Below are 18,288 nucleotides of genomic sequence, written 5' to 3'. Positions count from 1 at the left end.
CGACCTAGCCAGAAGAATTTGGGCGGTACGGCGCAGGGGATCCACCTCTTCCCATCCCGAACAGAGAAGTTAAGCCCTGTCGCGCCGATGGTACTGGGGTTACACCCGGGAGAGTAGGTCGCCGCCCTCACTTATCATGGGCCCTTTCACATCACGTGGAAGGGCCTTTTTGCGTTTTATAGGGTTTATGTTTTACGTTGTTTTTTTCTTTTACCATCTATAAAAAATGATATTTAGTTTTTTGTTTTTTCTACCTATACTAAACAGATTCTTTTTTAAATTACCTTTTAAATAAATTTCATTTTATTATGAAAAAAATAGCATTAATTACTGGCGCTACATCAGGAATAGGTAGAGCGTGTGCAATAAGCCTTTCTCAAGAAGGATATGATATTATTGCTACTGGTAGAAGAGAAAGCCGACTTAGAGAATTAAAACAAGAATTGGCAGTAGATATTGATTATCACTATATGGTATTTGATGTGAGTGATAGGAAAGCTGTTGAAGATGCGTTCCAATCCTTGGATGCATCTTGGAAGGAAATTGATGTTTTAATTAATAATGCAGGTAATGCACATGGATTGGATTCAATTGATGAAGGGAATGTAGATGATTGGGATGCGATGATGGATATCAATGTTAAAGGTTTATTGTATGTTTCAAGGCAAATTATGCCTTTGATGCGGACCAGAAAATCCGGACATATTATCAATATAGGATCCATTGCGGCCAAGGAAGTTTATCCTAACGGTAATGTGTATTGTGCTTCAAAGCATGCTGTTGACGCGATCACTAAAGGGATGAGGCTTGATCTCACCAAGCATGGTATAAAGGTAACAGGGATTCACCCAGGATTGGTGGAAACTGAATTTTCTCTAGTGAGATTTAAAGGAGATGAAGATGAAGCAAAAAAAGTATATGATGGCTTTGTTCCTTTGAAAGCTGAGGACATTGCTGATATAGTCACCTTTGCTGTAACGAGGCCTAAACATGTTGTTATGACAGATATTACGGTATTGGCAGGTGATCAAGCCAACAGTAACACTGTATATAGGAAATAATATGCGTGGATTATATACATGTTTATATTGGGGTTTAGTATTGTTTTATGGCTCTTGCAGCTCTAAAAAGGATGATCAGGTCAGTCTAGAAACACACAATAACGATTCAATAATTGTAGGTGATATTGTAGAAATAGAGAAAGATACTATTAGTGGTCTTGAAAAAGGACTTATTTATGCGGGATTGGTAGATGTTAAAAGTGAATTGCCAGAGGTGTTTGTAGATTTGAAGTATAGTACTACAGATAACTTTTTTGGTGAAGATGTTTATGGTCCATTGACTAATTGCTATTTGCAGAAAGAAACTGTGGAAAAGTTAAAGGTCTCGTTAGCGTATTTAAGAGTTCATTATCCCGAATTAACGTTTTTGATTTATGATGGTGTAAGGCCTAGGTCCGTTCAACAGATCTTATGGGATAATTTGGATAAGCCAGATAGTATTAAACCTTTGTATGTAGCCAACCCCCAAAAGGGCAGTTTGCATAATTACGGTGTTGCCATAGATCTTACATTGGCAAATAAGGATACTGGGGAAGCATTGGATCTAGGGACAAATTATGATTTTTTTGGTTATCCCGCTTATCCTGATCGGGAAGCCGAAATGTTAGCTGCAGGAAAAATTAGTAAAGATCATATAAAGAGAAGAGAAATACTTCGTACAGCTATGAGGATGGGCGGATTTACCGGTATTGGCTCAGAATGGTGGCATTTTAATGCTTTTAGTTTAAAAGAGGCAAAATCTAAATTTGAAATAGTACCTTAATATATTTTATAATAATAAATTCAAACAATGAACCTATTGAAAAATAAAGTCCTTCAGATGGGCTTTTTGATGTTAAGCTTAATTTTATTAGTAAGTGCCAATTCATATGCTCAAGGCCAATTCAGGGCTTTGGTGTTTAGTAAAACTCAAGGGTTTAGACATCAGTCTATTCCCAATGCAGTTAAGGCGATTAAGGATATGGCACGAGACAGGGTTTTTAGTGTATATACTACTGAAGATGCTGCTGTTTTTACAGACGCGTCTTTAGCCAAATATGATTTGATTATTTTGGCCAGTACTACTGGGAATATATTAAATGAAGAGCAAAAGGCTGCATTTATTAGGTTTGTCCAATCGGGTAAAGGAGTGGTCGGAATTCATAGTGCTACCGACACTGAATATGATTGGGAATGGTATACCAAAATGATTGGAGGACAGTTTAAGCACCATCCTGCCCAGCAAACCGTTAGGATTAAAGTAATGGATGCTGATCACCCATCAACTTATCATTTAGCCAATAAATATTGGTTATGGACAGATGAGTTATATGAATATCAAAACTTCAATGCAGATGTAAATATCCTGTTGCAATTAGATGAAAGTACTTATGATGTAGGTACAAGAAATGGCAAGAAGATGGGGATGGGAGATGTTCACCCTATCGCCTGGTATCATGAATATGATGGTGGAAGGGTGTTTTATACTGGTTTAGGTCACGTTGAAGCAGCTTATGAAGATCCTGATTTCCTTAATCACCTTTATGGAGGAATATGGTGGGCTGCTAAAGGCTATCCACTTCAGTAATAATCTATCCTGTAGCAATTAAAGAATCTCCTTCAAAACGGCAGCATAAATATCATGGCCGCCTTTGTAGGAGATTTTTTCTTTTTTAAGGTTTAATCTTTTCATAATCGTCTCTTGCTCTAATAATCGTTCTTCCGTGAGGAAGGGATCATTGTCTCCCCAGATCAAAATAATGGGCGTGTTATGCAAAGCATTATGAACCTGGCTGAGATCGATATCATGTGCAATGCCCCCACCCCATAATATCAATTTATTTATTTTTCTATTCGACTGCGCTGCCCATCTGGTAGCTGTGGCACTTCCCTGTGAAAAGCCGAGAATATTGATCGTTGGTAGCTTCTTGAAATTACCCAGTATTTGTTCTAAAACAGCATTTAAAAATTGGTTATTATTTTCTATGGCAAGTTCCCGTTGATGCTTGGTCATCCAATTGGCCCCAACTCTTCCTGTAAATCCTTTTAAGTAATTATAATTCATGGCTTCAGGAGCAATGATCAATCTGTCCTTATCAAATATGGATTCAAATTTTCTTAAAAAGAAGGGAGCTAGTTGGCCATATCCATGTAGTACGATCCAGACTTCATTTTCTTCTCCAGTAGGTGTATGAGAAGTTAAAAAAGAGGCTTTACTTTGAAAGCTGACTTCTTGGTACATCTTTATTTATTTGAAATTATTGAATTTGAAGGGTAGCAACTGACTGATATTGTCAGCTTTAAATATTTGCCCTGAGGGATTTAGCATATAGATTTCTATCTCCTGATTAAATTTTAGCTCATATTCATTGATTGTCTGTCTGCAAAGTCCACAAGGAGAAATGGGGGAGTATTCCTCGTCTCTGATTGATTGAGCAGCGATAGCAAGTTTTAAAGGGGCTTGGTCAGGGAAATTGGCATTGGCATAGGAAAGTACCACACGCTCGGCACATATTCCAACGGGGAAGGCAGCATTTTCTTGGTTATTGGCAGAAAGCATCTCACCGTTTTTTAACAGCAGGGAAGCGCCAACTGTAAACTTGGAATAGGGTGCATAGGCCTTTTTCATTGATTTTTCTGCCAATGATATCAAGGCCAATTCCCCGTCGTCAAGTTCTCCTTGTTCAAGGATGTGTAAACAAACACTTTTTGAGATTTTTTTTGCCATCAAGATTTTGAAATAGGGTATGCTATTTAAATAGATTGATAATTTAACCTTTAGTCTAAGGATTTAAAAGGATAAATTTCTTCAATATAAAAATATTTGGCATCTTCGATAAACCCACAATAATAACAAAATGAAAACGATTTTAGTAATCGGTGCTGGAAAATCCTCCCGTGTTTTGGTAGATTATTTACTTGAACAAGGCACTATTAAGGATTATAATTTGATCCTCGCTGATGCAAAAGTTGACTTGGCTGAAAAAATGCTTATGTCCCATAACAGAGGCCAAGCTATTCAGCTGAATATAGAGAACCAAGAGGAAAGGAGAGGGGTCATTTCAAGAGCAGATGTAGTTGTGTCAATGCTTCCCGCTTTTTTACATCCATTTGTGGCAAAAGACTGTCTTGCGCTGGAGAAACATTTCTTCTCTGCCTCCTATGAGTCAGAAGAGATGCGTCTTTTAGGGCAAGAAGTAGCTGAAAAAGGCCTTTTTTTTCTTAATGAATGTGGCTTAGATCCTGGGATTGACCATATGTCTGCCATGAAAATTATTGATGAGGAAAAAGCTGGTGGGAGTACTATTGTACTTTTTAAATCTTATTGTGGTGGAGTGCTCTCTCCAGAAAGTGAAAAGGATAATCCTTGGAAATATAAGTTTACCTGGAATCCCAGAAATGTAGTTCTGGCAGGTCAGGGAGTATCCCGGTTTATCAGAAATGGAAAATATAAATTTGTCCCCTACCATATGCTTTTTAGAAGGACAGATGCGGTGAATTTTGATGAAGTGGGGGAGTTTGATGGATATGCCAACAGGAATTCATTGGGTTATAGGTCGGTTTATGGGCTGGAGAATATTCCTACGATCATTAGGGGTACTTTAAGGAGAGCTGGTTTTTGTAAAAGTTGGGATGTTCTGGTTCAGCTAGGTTTAACTGATGATACTTTTAAAGTAGAACTTCCAGAGGGTTTCACTATGCGTGAATTTTTCAATGCCTTTTTACCATTTGATCCAGTTCATAAGGCCGAAGAAAAGTTACAGAACTTATTACCATGGGTAGATAGTGAGATTTTATATAAGCTGGAGTGGCTCGGTCTTTTCAGTAATGAGGCCTTACCTTTACTTAAGGGGAGTCCTGCAGAAATGCTCCAAGTTATTTTGGAGAAAAAGTGGGCCATGCAAGCTGACGATCATGATATGGTGGTGATGCAGCATCAATTTGAAGTGATCACAGCCAACGAAGAAAAAAAACATATCCAATCAAGCTTGGTGATAAAAGGAGAGAATAGAGATTATACAGCAATGGCAAAAACAGTTGGATTACCACTTGCGATAGCTGTGGATATGTTTTTGCAAGGAGAGATCAAATTGACTGGATTATATTTGCCCACCAAAGTGGAAATTTATAGACCTATTTTGAGGAAGCTTGCAGAAAAAGGAATAGGGTTTAAAGAAGAGGTTTGCTATGAATGATTCTTTAGAAGATCATTAAAAAATCTTTTAATAGGCTTTTGTATTCAGGGGTATAATTGAAATTTTCATCCTTAATACAAATGGTTATTGGATCTTTGACTGAAGATTTATTGAAGGAATAGGATTTGATATGTCTTAAAATCTTGGTGCTTGATCTATCCTTTAATGCATAGAATTTTTCTGGGGAGAGGTTAAAAAAAACAGCAATTTTCTCCAGTTCCTTCATTTGATTGGGAGGAAGAATTACCCAAAATTGGCCTTTTTGAGGATCCAGTAATCTAATGACACCTTTTATCAGGTCACCAAAGGGTAATTGGTCATTGTGGAGCGCAAGGTTACGCTGGTCATTTTTTGATTTATTATGATTGGTATAGTAAGGAGGGTTGCTTACGATAAGTTCAAATTTACCAATCTCAGATTTTGAAAAATCTTGAAATGAACCCTGTTCAATATTCACTCTGTCTGACCAAGGGCTTGTTTTGATGTTCTGGTCAGCTTGAATAAAGGCCTTAGCGTCAATTTCCAATGCTTTAATTTGAGCTTTTTTAAACCTTTGTGCCAACATCAAAGCAATTACTCCTGTCCCACAACCTATATCAAGAATATTGTTAGGTTGTGACTGGTGTGCCAGAGCTCCCAATACAGCTGCATCTGTACTGACCTTCATGGCGCATTGGTCCTGATAAATAGTGAATTGCTTAAATTGGAAATAATTATTGGCCATTATAATTGGAACTAACCGTTTTCTCGCTCATAAACCTCGTCTATAAGCAGCTTTTTTGATTCTGCAGCATCTACAGCCAACTGGTCACATCGTTCATTTTCTGGATGCCCTGCGTGTCCTTTTACCCATTGGAATTTCGGCTTATATTTATTGTGTAATGGGATATAACGCTTCCATAAGTCCACATTTTTCTTGTCTTTGAATCCCTTCTTTTGCCAACTCCATATCCAACCTTTTGTAATGGCATCGACGACATATTTGCTGTCTGAATAGATTTTGACAGGAATACCTTCTACCCTAATGGCTTCAAGCCCCTTGATTACTGCTAGCAGTTCCATCCGGTTATTGGTAGTTAGTCGAAATCCCTCAGAAAGCTCCTTTTCATGCTGTCTGAATTTCAAAATCGTACCATAACCTCCATTTCCAGGATTCCCCTTTGCTGCTCCGTCAGTGTAAATTAAAATCATGTTCAAAAGTATAAAAAAATGTCAGCCATTTCTAGCTGACACTTTATTTCATCAAATATTAAATGACTATTAGAGTGCCTCAAAAAGGTTCGTTTTGAAAATTTTGATGGCAATGGATAGTAGGATGATTCCAAAAATCCTTCTCAATACATCTAGGCCAGTTTTCCCAAGCTTTTTTTCCAGCCAATTCGTGCTTTTCAATACGATATATACTATTACGAGGTTGATTAAAATACCAATAGCAATATTTGTTTGAGCAAACTCTGACTTTAAGGTCAAAATAGTAGTCATTGCTCCTGCACCTGCAATTAAAGGAAAGGCAATAGGAACAATAGAAGTACTGGAAGCATCAGCCTCAGGATCTGGCTTGAAAATTTCAATGCCTAAGATCATTTCTGCGCCTAATGCAAAAATGATCAATGCACCTGCTATGGCAAAGTCATCTACCCCAATACCAAATAGGTTGAGGATGTTTTTTCCTAACAGGAGGAAAAGGACCATGAGGATTCCTGCCACAATGGTCGCTTTTTCAGACTGAATATGCCCTGATTTTCGACGCAGGTTGATAATGATGGGAATAGAACCCAAAATATCAATCACCGAAAATAGGATCAGTGTGACCGATAGAATTTCTTTGAAATCAAACATTGTTAAAATTTTGCCGCAAAAGTAAAATTTTAATTTGGAATAATTTCAGATTTTGAATTAATATTCTTTTAGGAATTTAGTTAATTTATCGAACTCAGCATCACTGATAGCAGGGAAGTTAGCTATTCTAAAGCTGGTAGGCTTTAGCGGGCCATAACCACTCCCCATTTGCATTCCTGCCTTTTCAGCTGCCGCCTTAATTTCCTTGATAAATTCTTCCTTTCCTGAAATTCCCATAACTGTTTTACTTCTGGTTTTTGGGTTTTGGACAAGCATCATCAATTTTTCCGAATTGGCAATGGTGTTCTCCAGAGTTCTCATTCTTTCTCGAAGTAGTTGGTCAGTCTCCTGTATTTCCGGTCTATCCTCCAAGCTTCTTTTCAATAGATAGATTCCCAAGACATTTGGGGTATAATGCGTTTGATAATTGGCTGCATTTTGGAGTATGAAACTTAGTGAATTGTATCGGCCAGCCTCTCCCTTATGGTTACATTTTTCTATGGCCTTTGGGGAAAGTATCAAGATGCCCAGGCCAGCAGGAAGCCCAAAACATTTTTGTACCGATGCATACCAAATATCAGCCAAGGTGAAGTCCAGTTCAATCCCAGCCATGGAAGAGGTGGTATCCACAGCGATCATTTTATTGGGGTATTTTTGACCTAGCTCAGCAATCAATTCCTTGCTCACTTCTGTGGCGTTGGATGTTTCATTTTGGGTAATTGCGATAAGGTCAAATTTCTCGTCAATATCCAGAGCGGCTACGTCCAATTCTGTTTCAGTATCCAGTTTCAGTGATTCAGTTTCCTTGTTTAAATGGGAGGCAAAGTTCAACCATTTCTTACCAAAAGAACCTGAATAAATATGGAAACTTGCTTGCTCAACAATTGACTGGGCAATGATTTCCCAGTTTTCAGTAGCACTTGATGTGAAAAGCAATTTATAATCATCGGGAACATGAAGTTTTTCTTTAATCAGGGTTTCCGTTTCCTGATAGAGGTTCATAAATGTAGCACTACGGTGGTTAGCACTTAATATGCCTTGATTAAAAGCATCTTGTAAGTATTCTGCTACTTTGTCATAGACCTTGGAAGGTCCTGGGGAAAATGTGATCATCTGTATTGGAGGTTTGTTATGATTGAAGAAAATACTGTAGACCTAATTCGTAACCTTTTAGGCCTAACCCAGCTATCATGCCCACGCATTCTTTTGAAATAATGCTTTTGTGACGAAACTCTTCTCTTTTGTAAATATTAGAAATATGAATTTCTAAGGTAGGAGTCGTCACTCCGGCAATAGCATCTGATATAGCTACGGATGTATGGGTGTAAGCCCCTGCATTGAGTAAAATTCCATCGTAATTAAAGCCTACTTCGTGAATTTTATCTACCAGTTCTCCTTCAATATTGCTTTGGTAATAAGATAATTCTACTTTTGGGAAGGTCTTTTGAAGGGTTTCAAAGTATTCTTCAAAGGACTGCTTTCCATAAATTTCTGGTTCTCTCTTGCCTAAAAGGTTTAGGTTTGGGCCGTTTATTATCAGTATCTTCAAAATATAAAATGGTTTTTAGCTTTTACTTCCAAATATTGGGCAAAGTTAAGTATATGCCAGTTGATTTGGACAAAAAAGCCAAGCTTAAATTTTATCTTTGGATCAAAATATTTTTGTATGGATGGGTATTGGGAAAAATATATCAAGCAGTTTGTCTATTATTTGAAGATAGAGCGGTCTTTGAGTCAGAATTCAATTTCTGCTTATCAGCAGGATATAAAAAGATTGGCCCATCATTTCAAGGAAAATTATCCTGATCTAAAACTCTCAGGACTACAACTGGAACATTTGAGGTCTTTTGTTCATGAATTGGCATCCATGGAAGTTTCAGAGTATACACAAGCTAGGGTGATTTCTGGAATAAAGGCATTTTTTAAATTCTTGATGTATGAGGATATAATTTCAGAAGATCCCGCGGTACTTCTGGAAGCTCCTAAGTTGGGTAGGAAATTACCGGATACCTTGAGCTATTATGAAATCAACCAAATATTGGAAGGAGTTAAGTTAGGAGAGGCTGAAGGCCATAGAAATAGGGCAATACTTGAGGTGTTGTATAGTAGTGGTCTTAGGGTGTCAGAGCTCACTGAATTGAAACTTTCAAATGTTTTTACGGATATTGGATTTTTACGGGTTATTGGTAAAGGGAATAAGGAGAGGTTGGTGCCAGTAGGGAAAGATGCTTTAAAGTATCTCCAAATTTATTTAAAAGAAATTCGCCGTAATCAAAAAATAGCAGCAGGTCATGAGGAGTATGTTTTCTTGAACCGGCGGGGCAAAAAGCTAACTAGGGTAATGGTGTTTTTAATGATAAAGAAAATTGTAGCAGAAGTGGGGATTCATAAAAAGGTCAGTCCCCATACTTTTAGGCACAGCTTTGCAACGCATTTAATAGAAGGAGGGGCAGATCTCCGCGCTGTACAAGAGATGCTGGGGCATGAAAGTATTACTACTACAGAGATATATACACATCTTGATCGTGAATATTTAAGGCAGGTGTTGACAGAATTTCACCCAAGAAAATAAGTCGTTTTGGGTAGACAAATAAAAAAAAAACCAGCCTGTAATGGCTGGTTTTAATGTTTAGCATAAAAGCGTCAAATGATTCCGCTTATTCATCCAACTTAGTATAAGGGATATTCATTTTCAATTCCCATGTACCAGTATCATTGATTTTAACACCCCATCTGATATAGGCATGGTTCCTGATTTTACCTGTTTCAGGATCTTTAAACGGAGCCCAGAATTCTTCCCATTCAGCATCTGTTTTAGGTCCATTATCTGCTTCGTAAGCTTCAGTGTCCACAACAAAGGCACTGCCCTTGGATAGGTAATACATCAAGTAAGAGCTATTACCGCTATAGTTCCTGGCATATTGTGGAAATGGAGGAGCTGGTAAAAAGAAAGAAGTCTTTTTGGTTCCTTCAACGGTTTCTACAGAGTTGTCATGATAATTTTGTAGATAGGACGATCCACTTGGGTAAAAGGTGATTTCATCCGTATCTAAAGCGTTTCCATAGCTATCTTGGATAATCATATCTACTTGTACAGAGTTAGCAGGTTCGTTGCTTACTTTCTGTATAGAGAAGTAAGGATTGGTACCATCAAGGACACTAGGGATATTTTCATCGCCAGATCCTGAAATTACACCTGTGTGGGCAATAGTACTGCCTTCATCCGAGTCTAATATCAAACGAGATCTCATTTCTGTAGGGAACTCTACTGCTTCAAATGGCTCCAGTTTAATAACCGTGTAGTCTTGGAGCAATTTTGTCCCTTTGATATTAGAAACTTGTACATCAGCCTTGAAAAGGTCGTTTTGAACAAACTTTGTAGCTTGAGTAAAGGCGAATTCTCCACTGACTTCATTCATCATAATGGATGGTTCTTCTGAAAGCTCTAGTTTTGCCTCTGCAAGTGCTAGGGTAGTATCAGTATCGCCGTTAAAAGCTTCTTTCCAAATGCGGATTTCATGGGGTTCCAGTAGTTCATTGTTTGGATTACCGTCCATATCTGTGAAGCCAACAATTTCCCATTTCATTGGGGCTGTGGAGTTTTCGATTGCTGGACGTGCAGAAACAGAAAAAGCTCCTCTTGCAACGGTTATGGTATCTTGAGTAGAATGAACGTTATCACTCAAATAACCTATTTCAGGAGGGGTACAGGAGACCACTCCCAAAAATGATAATGCTAATATTTGATATAATGCTTTTTTCATTTTCAAAGTGTTTTGGTTGAATAATGATTTACTCACTATCATAATTAAATAGGATATGGGTGCCTTGTAATACATGTATTACTCCGCTGGTGGACAATAAATTAGATGATCTGACTATGACTACATCATCATCATCAATACTGTCCCATTCATCCCATTCCTCACCATTTTTATAGGTGAAAAACACATATTCAGGAAAGCTGCTCAATTGGTTAGTGTATTCTTCTCTTGGTTCAAGAGAAATTCTTTTTTGCTCACCATTTAATGCAGTCAAAATTTCACCTTCCATTGTCATGTCTTCTCTGGTGATTTTTCCAGGGAAAATATAACCGCCCATATATTTTTGTAAAGTATCCATTGGGATGTCATTTACGGTGAATTCAGCTTCAGCATCTTCTTCCCTCATGTCTGCCAATACGGCGTTTACATATTTTTGGATAGAAAGATTATTAGGGGCAAACAGGGTGTTTTCTCCATTTACCTCATCTATCAGGTCTGCTCTTTCGATCAATAACGCAAGCGTGTCCAACTGCGAATGTGATTTTAGAAAGGTATAGGTATCAGAGCCTACATATGGACTACTTACTCCTCCATCCTCTAGGTAATCTTCATCAATACATGAAATGAAGCCGAGAGATATAACTAGTATATAGATATATTTTTTCATTATTCTTTATTTTAAAGGGTGATTACAAACGTCCTTGCCAATATTCAGTTTGAACTATGGAAGGATTCCTTAAAATTACATCAATGGAAACTGGCCAGAAATAACCATCCTTGGCTTTTCTATCACTGTTCATCCAAGAAACGCCTTCAAAATAATCCATTCTGATTCGGTCATAAGCCACATGTGCTTCTGCTACTAATTCAATCGCTCTTTCATCGAAAATAGCTTTGATTAGTCCTCTCTCATCTAGTGTTCCTGAATAATCTGGTACGCCTGCTTTGCTACGGATAAGGTTAAGATCTTCAATTGCCTCAGAATATTGGCCAAGCTTAGTGTAAGCCTCTGCTCTCAATAGATAAATGTCCGCAAGTCTGAAGATAAGAATGTTAGATTCTGAGAAAACTGCGTAAGGATCTTCAGATGCAGGATCATCAGAACTTAATGAATATTTGAGCGGGAAGGTTTGGTTACCCATTTTATCAAATTCATTAAAGAACAATTCCTTTCTTACATCATTTTCTCTTTCTGGTTCGATCATGAATTCAAACCCATAAAAATCTGGGTTCCCTTTTGGACCTGCTCCATTGTTTCCGTTCAATATAGGTTGGTCCAAGGTCATACCAGTGTGATTTCCACCACCTTTGCTCAATCTAAAAGACTCATCCATACCTGCATTGATATTGATTTCAAAAAGACCAGTTTTAGATTGTCCTTTGATCATTTTCTCGAAACCTTCTTGACCTTCTGTAACATAATCCACAAGGCTCGTGTTACTATTATTGATCACAGAAGTGGCAGCATCAATACTTTGTTGTACTAACTCATTATTACCACCCTCTCTACTTGCATACCAAAGAAGTACGTGGGCTTTAAGTGCTTCTGCACTTGCTTTGTTGGCAGTGATGGCCCAATTGTTTGATCCTGGACTGGCATATTCCAGTAATCCTATTGATTTTTCAGTGGTTTCAAGGATATACTCTAGTACTTCTTTTTCTTTCGATCTAGCAACTTCAACGATATATCCGTCTTCAGTGATCAGTTGATCTGAGGATTCGATCGATTCGTGTACGATTGGAATTTCTCCCCAGATTCTAGTCATATAGAAGTAGGATAAGGCTCTTACAAACGCTGCTTCACCCAAGATTCTGTTTTTTTCCTGTGAAGTGGTGAATAGCTCTTCAGGCATTCCTTCTACATACTGCTCAATGGTGTAGGCCCAGTTGGCTGCTCTATAGAAATGTTTCCATTCCTGAGTGTTTCCCCTGTAGGGTAAAACATAATTACCACTTCCTTCAATATAGTTGGTAATCCAGAATTTACTGTCCATCAAGGTTTTTGCAGGGAATTCTCCCCAGTGCAAAAAATTCGCTTGATAGGTCATCGCATATTTGAATAAGGCGTATGATCCTGCCAAAGCTTGTTCTGCTTCACTTTGAGAGCTCCAGTAGACGTCAGGGTGTGTAATACTAACCGGCTCTTGGTCAAGGATACTGTTGCAGCTAAAGATTAACGTCGAAAATAGCGTTAATATGGCTATGTTTATTTTTCCTAATTTTTTCATCGTTTCGTTTTTTAGAATCTAGCGTTTAGACCAACGGAAAATGTCCTGGCTTGAGGGTAGCCATTGCCCAATACATGACCGCGGGCATCCACCATAGAGGCATCAACAATCGACTTTGATCTTTGCCATTGGTATGGATTAAGAACAGAAAGATAAACTCTCAACCTACTTAATCCCCAGTCATTAATGATGGAATTTTTGTTGAAGTTATATCCAACGGAGGCATTGGTAATTTTCCAATAATCTCCATTTTCTATCCACATGGTTTGGTTACCTCTAAATGCATAGAAAGGACTTTCTCCTCCACCAGCAGGGAATAGGGCAGGGAAACGTACACCTGCAGCACCATCACCAGGTTGCTCCCAGAAACTATACTCACTTAAATCCGCTAGACCTGATGTGGCCCAACCGTTACCACCTCTGTCATATCTGTCCATATAGCTGTTGAGGACGGTGTTTTTGATATCTGCACCAAAGGAGAACTGGCTATAAGCCTGAACATACCATCCTTTGTAACGGAAATTAACGTTGAAGTTACCTTGGATATCAGGAACTGGAGAGTAATCAAGGGACATGATCTGGTCTCCTGCTTCATCCAATAGGTAATCACCATTGATATCTTCCCATATCGGCAATCCTGGTCTGATAGAAGCCCAGGCAGATTTTCCTGTAAGTGGTTCACCAGTGTAAGGGTTTACTGGAAGTTGCTCCAAATTATCAATGATATAATCATTGATAAATACTTTGTACAGGTTAAGTGGTCTACCTACAATATAACCGTAGCTTCCGACAATATAATCTCTGTTACCATTAGGCAATGCACTAACAAAGTTCTCGTTTCTTGCAAAACCAGCAGTAAGTTCTAATTTCCAGTCACTAGCTCTTGGGAAGATATCATAACGAATTTGACCTTCCCAACCATAGTTAAGTACGCCTGCTACATTGGCCTTGGCGTTATTGTATCCAGAATAAGAAGGGAATGCAATATCGAAGAATAGGCGGTCAGTACTTTTGTTATAGGCATCAAAGGTGATGTTCAATCTTTGATTTAGCATGGACAAATCAAAACCTAAGTTCCATTGTCTTGATTGTTCCCATGAAAGTTGGTCATTACCAATGGCGTTATAGTTAGGTACTACGCCGGTGATACCTCCATAGGAGGAAACACTCATTTGGTTTGATCCTAATCCTGCAGACAATCCTCCATATCCTAGGTCATAGGCGCCATATCTTAAGAAGTTTTGGCTAAATTGCTTACCATTGATACCCCAGCTTCCTCGAAGTTTACCAAAGTCTAACCATTCACCCACAGCTTCCTGTACAAAAGCCTCATCAGAGAATACCCAGCCTAGGGATACTGAACCAAAGTTTGCCCAACGAGAATCCTTACCGAATCTTGAAGAAGCATCTCTACTGTAGTTGACGCTGACTAAATACTTTCTTTTGAATTTGTAGTTGAATCTAGCATAATAGGAAACAAGCGCATTTGCACTGATGTCCGTGAAGCCTCCAATATTATCTTTCTCATATCTGCTGTTGATAACTTGAATGGCATCACTACCAAAGCCAACGGCATTGATTCCCATATCTTCATATTTATTATAGTCTATTCTGTTACCAGCAATAGCTGTAATTTCATGATTTCCTATGGTCTTGAAATAGTCCATGTACAGGTCAGATGCGTTGTTCTTTCTGGTATAAAGTGAATAAGCTGCATAACCGTCTCCGTTTGGTCTAATGGAAGAAGGCTCATAGAAATTTTTCTTGTTGGCATCATACTGGAAGGTAAGCTGAGAATTAAGCTTTAGACCATCAATCAGTTTTAGCTGAGCAAAGTTTGAAAAAGTAACTTTTAGCTGTTCATCTGTGTTCAACTTCTCGTCCAACTCTCCTTCAAGCGACTGAATCTTCTCGTCGGTAATTGAAAATAGAGAAGAGTTCAGGTTATTAGGACTTGTAGGAAGACTATTGTCCAAGTTAAATGAACCTCCTCCTGGGTTTCCTTGTCCAGTTTTATTATCAGTTATAGAAGAGTTGATGATAAACTGGTTGTTAAATCTTTTCCCTGCCTTCATGTTCATGTTGGCATTAAGGGTATATCTTCTGAAACCTGTGGCTTTGATAACCCCTTTGTCATCATTATACCCTAAGGAAACACGGTAATTAGAGGCTTCACTTCCTCCTCTCATACTCAGGTTATAGCGTTGAGAAACACCAGTTTGATAGAATAAACCTTGATAATCAACATTATTATTGAAAGCAGGGTTGATGCTATCTGTCAACATCATTGGTACATTGTTTGAAAGTAGGAAGTCATGATCCCACCATTTTTCCAACATGCCCATCTTTTCTCTTCTTTCTGCCGCACCTGCTAACATAGGCACCAATTGAGGAATTGGTTGAAAACCTATACTAGTAGAAAAATCAAATTGAGGCTTGTCAAGCGCAGCACCTTTTTTTGTTTTGATAATAATTACCCCGTTTGCACCTCTGGAACCATAAATTGCAGCAGCTGATGCATCTTTAAGGATATCAATACTTTCAATATCATTAGGGTTTAGTGAGGCTAGATAATCAGTGTTCGAAACACCGTATCCAGCAAGATCTTCCAAAGAAGTCTGTACACCATCTACCACATAAAGCGGGGTACTGAAGGCAGTAAATCTTTCTCCACCATCAAGGCCTCCTGATACTGTGGTATTACCTCTAATCATCAAGGCTCCTCTGGCACCTGGAGCACCACTGACGTTGACCGTCTGGATACCTGTTCCTTGAGTACCTATTAGCGAAGCTACATTGGTAACTGGAATAGCTTCCAAGTCTTCACCTTTGATACTGTTGGTTGCACCTGTAACGTCTCTTTTGATCACAGATTGGTAACCAACCACCACAAATTCCTCAAGCTCTGATTCTTCAGCTTCTAAAGAGATATTTAAGGTTTGATCATTGTTTACCGTTTTTTCTTGGGCTTGGTAGCCAATGAATGAAAATATTAGCGTTTTTCCTTTTTCAACGCCGATTTTAAAATTTCCATCGATGTCGGTAACCATTCCTTTGGTGGAGCCTTTAACTAGGATGTTTACACCGGGAATGGGTTCTTGGGACGCTGCATCGATGACAGTCCCACTTACTGAAATTGTCTGAGCTGCAACAAGTCCACTCAGACAGGTGATAAATAAAAAACTTAGTAGAGTTTTTAACATTTTTTAGTAGTCTTAGTTTTGTTAAAATTTTTCATAATAAAGAATGACAACGTTTTGTCTATTCTCAGTAAACCTTAATCAAGACTGCTCAAAACCTACCTGATTTGTCTTTTTCTTTATACATCAAGTTGACTAATTCATTGCTTTGATAGAGCTGAATGAAATAGTCAAGAGTTCCTATAATGTGTATCAATGTAGAAACTGTGATTTTTAAAAAAATCGAATTAGGTAAAGCGTTAAAGCATCAGATTAAGATACCAGGGCGCTAGGGTTTGGGTATTGTATTAGCTAAAGTGATTTTGGGTCAATTCATGCATTGAAGATTTCCTTTCAAATGCATTAAATCTTTTCTCATAACTAACTTTTGTGGTTTTGAATATAAGTAATATGTTACGAAACATAAAATTATATCCGTTATTTAGTTTCAAAACACTTCTTATATTTCATTTATTCGATAAAGTAAAATGCTTTATTAATGAATCGAAGATTTTGTCAATATTTAGGTGAAAAGGCCTACAAGTGTTTAAGAGTCATTTTTTTAAAGCTGAAAGTACTATTTGAACAGTGTTATCGGTTTCTAGTATTTTTATTAAGAAAAAAAATAAAAAATTTTCTTTTTCTTTTTTAATCAAAAAGAAAATTGATGTTTCGAATGGTTGTTATTTCTTGTTTGCTAAAGAAAGTAAGACTATAAAGGGCAATGGTTTGGTTATGTTTTGATGGGCAATGTTAAAAGTGATAGCTTGATTCAATAAGGGCTTTTTGCTAAAAGTGGATGATGTTAGGTATAGTATGGATTATTTCGATAGTACGGAATTGAGATCATGAGATTGGGTTCTTGTAAGTGTCGTTTTTTTGCTGAATAATGTGTTTAAAATATATTTTTTTGTATGTAAAATAATTTTACGTATATTCTACCATATTTTGTAAACAAACGACATATGAAACGGTTTTTTAAGATTGTTATTTACATTCTTGCTGTACTATTAATTGTTATTGGAGTGGGGATTGTCTACGTAAGCTTGGGTTTGCCCAATATAGATGCTCCTGAAGAAATTGAAATAGTAGCAGATGCTGAACAGATAGCCAGAGGTGAGTATTTGGCACACCATGTTATGCTTTGTATGGATTGTCATGCGCAAAGGGATTTTTCCCTGTTTTCAGGCCCTCCAAAACCTAATACTTTAGGAGCAGGAGGGGATAAATTTGATCATTCCATGGGGTTTCCGGGAGTGTTTATAGCTCCTAATATCACGCCTGCTGGCATAGGAGATTGGACAGATGGGGAACTTTTTAGGCTGATTACCACAGGGGTGAAGAAGAATGGAGATCCCATTTTTCCTGTGATGCCCTATCAAAGTTATGGTAAGTTGGATCCGGAAGATATAAAAGCTGTTATTGCCTATATTCGGACTTTAGAGCCTGTTCAGAATGATTTGCCTTCTTCTAAGGCAGATTTTCCAATGAATTTGATCTTGAATACAATTCCTCAACCTGCGGAATTAAAACCAATGCCTCCCAAAAAAGATGTGATAAAATATGGGGAATATTTAGTGACTGCAGGAGCTTGTGCAGATTGTCATACTAATTTTGAGAATGGAGCATATATAGGGCCGCGACTTGGGGGTGGCAGGGAATTTCCTTTTCCTGATGGAACAGTGGTTCGTTCTGCAAATTTGACTGCGGATGAGACAGGTATAGGTGATTTATCTGAGGATAACTTCGTAGCACTTTTTAAAAAGTATGAAACTGATCCGTTCCAAAATATTGCAGTAAAGCAGGGAGACTTTCAGACCATTATGCCTTGGGTGATGTATGCTGGGATGGATACGACGGATCTAAGGGCCATTTATAAATATTTGAAATCTTTGGAGCCTGTGAAAAATCAGGTGGAGAAAGTGTCATTTGCAAACTAAGTATATTAATAGATTGAAAAAGTGGATTAATCACTTCTAAGAAGTTGGGGATTCTAATTGAATCCCAACTTCTTTATTTTTCTTTTGGAAACATAACTTTTT

17 protein-coding genes and 1 rRNA gene are annotated in these 18,288 nt (G+C 37.9%); 7 read left to right on the top strand and 11 right to left on the bottom strand.

Translation table 11 applies throughout. The features are described 5' to 3' along the window. Positions 1-18: 18 nt before the first annotated feature. The 4 genes from rrf to H7U17_RS15745 all read left to right on the top strand — a co-directional run bounded on the left by rrf (position 19) and on the right by H7U17_RS15745 (position 2,628). Positions 19-130 (top strand): 5S ribosomal RNA (gene rrf / locus H7U17_RS15760). A 178-nt stretch (positions 131-308) separates the two neighbouring features. Continuing rightward, positions 309-1,061: an SDR family NAD(P)-dependent oxidoreductase gene (locus H7U17_RS15755; RefSeq protein WP_186757704.1), complete on the top strand. Its 753-nt coding sequence runs from the start codon at positions 309-311 to the stop codon at positions 1,059-1,061. Position 1,062: 1 nt separating this feature from the next. Continuing rightward, positions 1,063-1,824, top strand: coding sequence for a M15 family metallopeptidase (locus tag H7U17_RS15750; protein ID WP_186757703.1), 762 nt, complete (start codon positions 1,063-1,065; stop codon positions 1,822-1,824). 27 nt (positions 1,825-1,851) lie between these two features. Continuing rightward, positions 1,852-2,628, top strand: a complete 777-nt coding sequence (locus tag H7U17_RS15745; RefSeq protein ID WP_186757702.1) for a ThuA domain-containing protein — start codon at positions 1,852-1,854, stop codon at positions 2,626-2,628. A gap of 18 nt (positions 2,629-2,646) precedes the next feature. Here H7U17_RS15745 and H7U17_RS15740 read toward each other — a convergent pair whose 3' ends face one another. Together H7U17_RS15740 and H7U17_RS15735 are read right to left on the bottom strand one after the other, a co-directional pair. Then, positions 2,647-3,282: an alpha/beta hydrolase gene (locus H7U17_RS15740; protein ID WP_186757701.1), complete on the bottom strand. Its 636-nt coding sequence runs from the start codon at positions 3,280-3,282 to the stop codon at positions 2,647-2,649. 6 nt (positions 3,283-3,288) lie between these two features. Continuing rightward, entirely contained in the window at positions 3,289-3,768 is a 480-nt protein-coding gene (locus H7U17_RS15735; RefSeq protein WP_186757700.1) for a cytidine deaminase, read from the bottom strand. Positions 3,769-3,898: 130 nt separating this feature from the next. On the opposite strand from H7U17_RS15735, the gene H7U17_RS15730 reads away from it, so the two are divergent. After that, the gene (locus tag H7U17_RS15730) at positions 3,899-5,236 is read left to right on the top strand and encodes a saccharopine dehydrogenase family protein (RefSeq protein WP_186757699.1); all 1,338 of its coding nucleotides are present in this window, start codon (positions 3,899-3,901) and stop codon (positions 5,234-5,236) included. 4 nt (positions 5,237-5,240) lie between these two features. On the opposite strand, the gene H7U17_RS15725 is transcribed toward H7U17_RS15730, so the two are convergent. The 5 genes from H7U17_RS15725 to aroQ form a co-directional block, all read right to left on the bottom strand. Next, positions 5,241-5,960: a tRNA1(Val) (adenine(37)-N6)-methyltransferase gene (locus tag H7U17_RS15725; protein ID WP_186757698.1), complete on the bottom strand. Its 720-nt coding sequence runs from the start codon at positions 5,958-5,960 to the stop codon at positions 5,241-5,243. A gap of 11 nt (positions 5,961-5,971) precedes the next feature. Continuing rightward, positions 5,972-6,427: a ribonuclease HI gene (rnhA, locus tag H7U17_RS15720; RefSeq protein ID WP_186757697.1), complete on the bottom strand. Its 456-nt coding sequence runs from the start codon at positions 6,425-6,427 to the stop codon at positions 5,972-5,974. A gap of 69 nt (positions 6,428-6,496) precedes the next feature. Beyond that, positions 6,497-7,075: a MarC family protein gene (locus H7U17_RS15715; RefSeq protein ID WP_186757696.1), complete on the bottom strand. Its 579-nt coding sequence runs from the start codon at positions 7,073-7,075 to the stop codon at positions 6,497-6,499. A gap of 57 nt (positions 7,076-7,132) precedes the next feature. Beyond that, positions 7,133-8,188, bottom strand: coding sequence for an aminotransferase class V-fold PLP-dependent enzyme (locus H7U17_RS15710; protein WP_186757695.1), 1,056 nt, complete (start codon positions 8,186-8,188; stop codon positions 7,133-7,135). Positions 8,189-8,204: 16 nt separating this feature from the next. Further along, positions 8,205-8,624: a type II 3-dehydroquinate dehydratase gene (gene aroQ / locus H7U17_RS15705; protein WP_186757694.1), complete on the bottom strand. Its 420-nt coding sequence runs from the start codon at positions 8,622-8,624 to the stop codon at positions 8,205-8,207. 117 nt (positions 8,625-8,741) lie between these two features. Here aroQ and xerD point away from each other — a divergent pair, with 117 nt between their 5' ends. Continuing rightward, a complete protein-coding gene (gene xerD / locus H7U17_RS15700; RefSeq protein WP_186757693.1) occupies positions 8,742-9,647 on the top strand; it encodes a site-specific tyrosine recombinase XerD in 906 nt (301 codons plus the stop codon). An 85-nt stretch (positions 9,648-9,732) separates the two neighbouring features. Here the strand turns inward: xerD and H7U17_RS15695 are convergent, their stop codons facing one another. The 4 genes from H7U17_RS15695 to H7U17_RS15680 are packed head-to-tail and all read right to left on the bottom strand — an operon-like array spanning position 9,733 to position 16,270. Further along, entirely contained in the window at positions 9,733-10,839 is a 1,107-nt protein-coding gene (locus tag H7U17_RS15695; RefSeq protein ID WP_186757692.1) for a DUF5007 domain-containing protein, read from the bottom strand. Positions 10,840-10,867: 28 nt separating this feature from the next. After that, entirely contained in the window at positions 10,868-11,506 is a 639-nt protein-coding gene (locus H7U17_RS15690) for a fasciclin domain-containing protein (protein ID WP_186757691.1), read from the bottom strand. A 22-nt stretch (positions 11,507-11,528) separates the two neighbouring features. Then, a complete protein-coding gene (locus tag H7U17_RS15685; RefSeq protein WP_186757690.1) occupies positions 11,529-13,067 on the bottom strand; it encodes a RagB/SusD family nutrient uptake outer membrane protein in 1,539 nt (512 codons plus the stop codon). Between the two features lie 11 nt (positions 13,068-13,078). Then, complete coding sequence (locus H7U17_RS15680) at positions 13,079-16,270, bottom strand: SusC/RagA family TonB-linked outer membrane protein (RefSeq protein WP_186757689.1); 3,192 nt, start codon at positions 16,268-16,270, stop codon at positions 13,079-13,081. A gap of 941 nt (positions 16,271-17,211) precedes the next feature. On the opposite strand from H7U17_RS15680, the gene H7U17_RS15675 reads away from it, so the two are divergent. Continuing rightward, the gene (locus H7U17_RS15675) at positions 17,212-18,186 is read left to right on the top strand and encodes a c-type cytochrome (protein ID WP_186757688.1); all 975 of its coding nucleotides are present in this window, start codon (positions 17,212-17,214) and stop codon (positions 18,184-18,186) included. Positions 18,187-18,288 lie beyond the last annotated feature (102 nt).

It is taken from the genome of Echinicola salinicaeni, from assembly GCF_014280965.1.
GTDB lineage: Bacteria > Bacteroidota > Bacteroidia > Cytophagales > Cyclobacteriaceae > Echinicola > Echinicola salinicaeni.
Note: the sequence above shows the minus strand (reverse complement) of the source record. Positions and strands in the feature narration are given on the sequence as shown.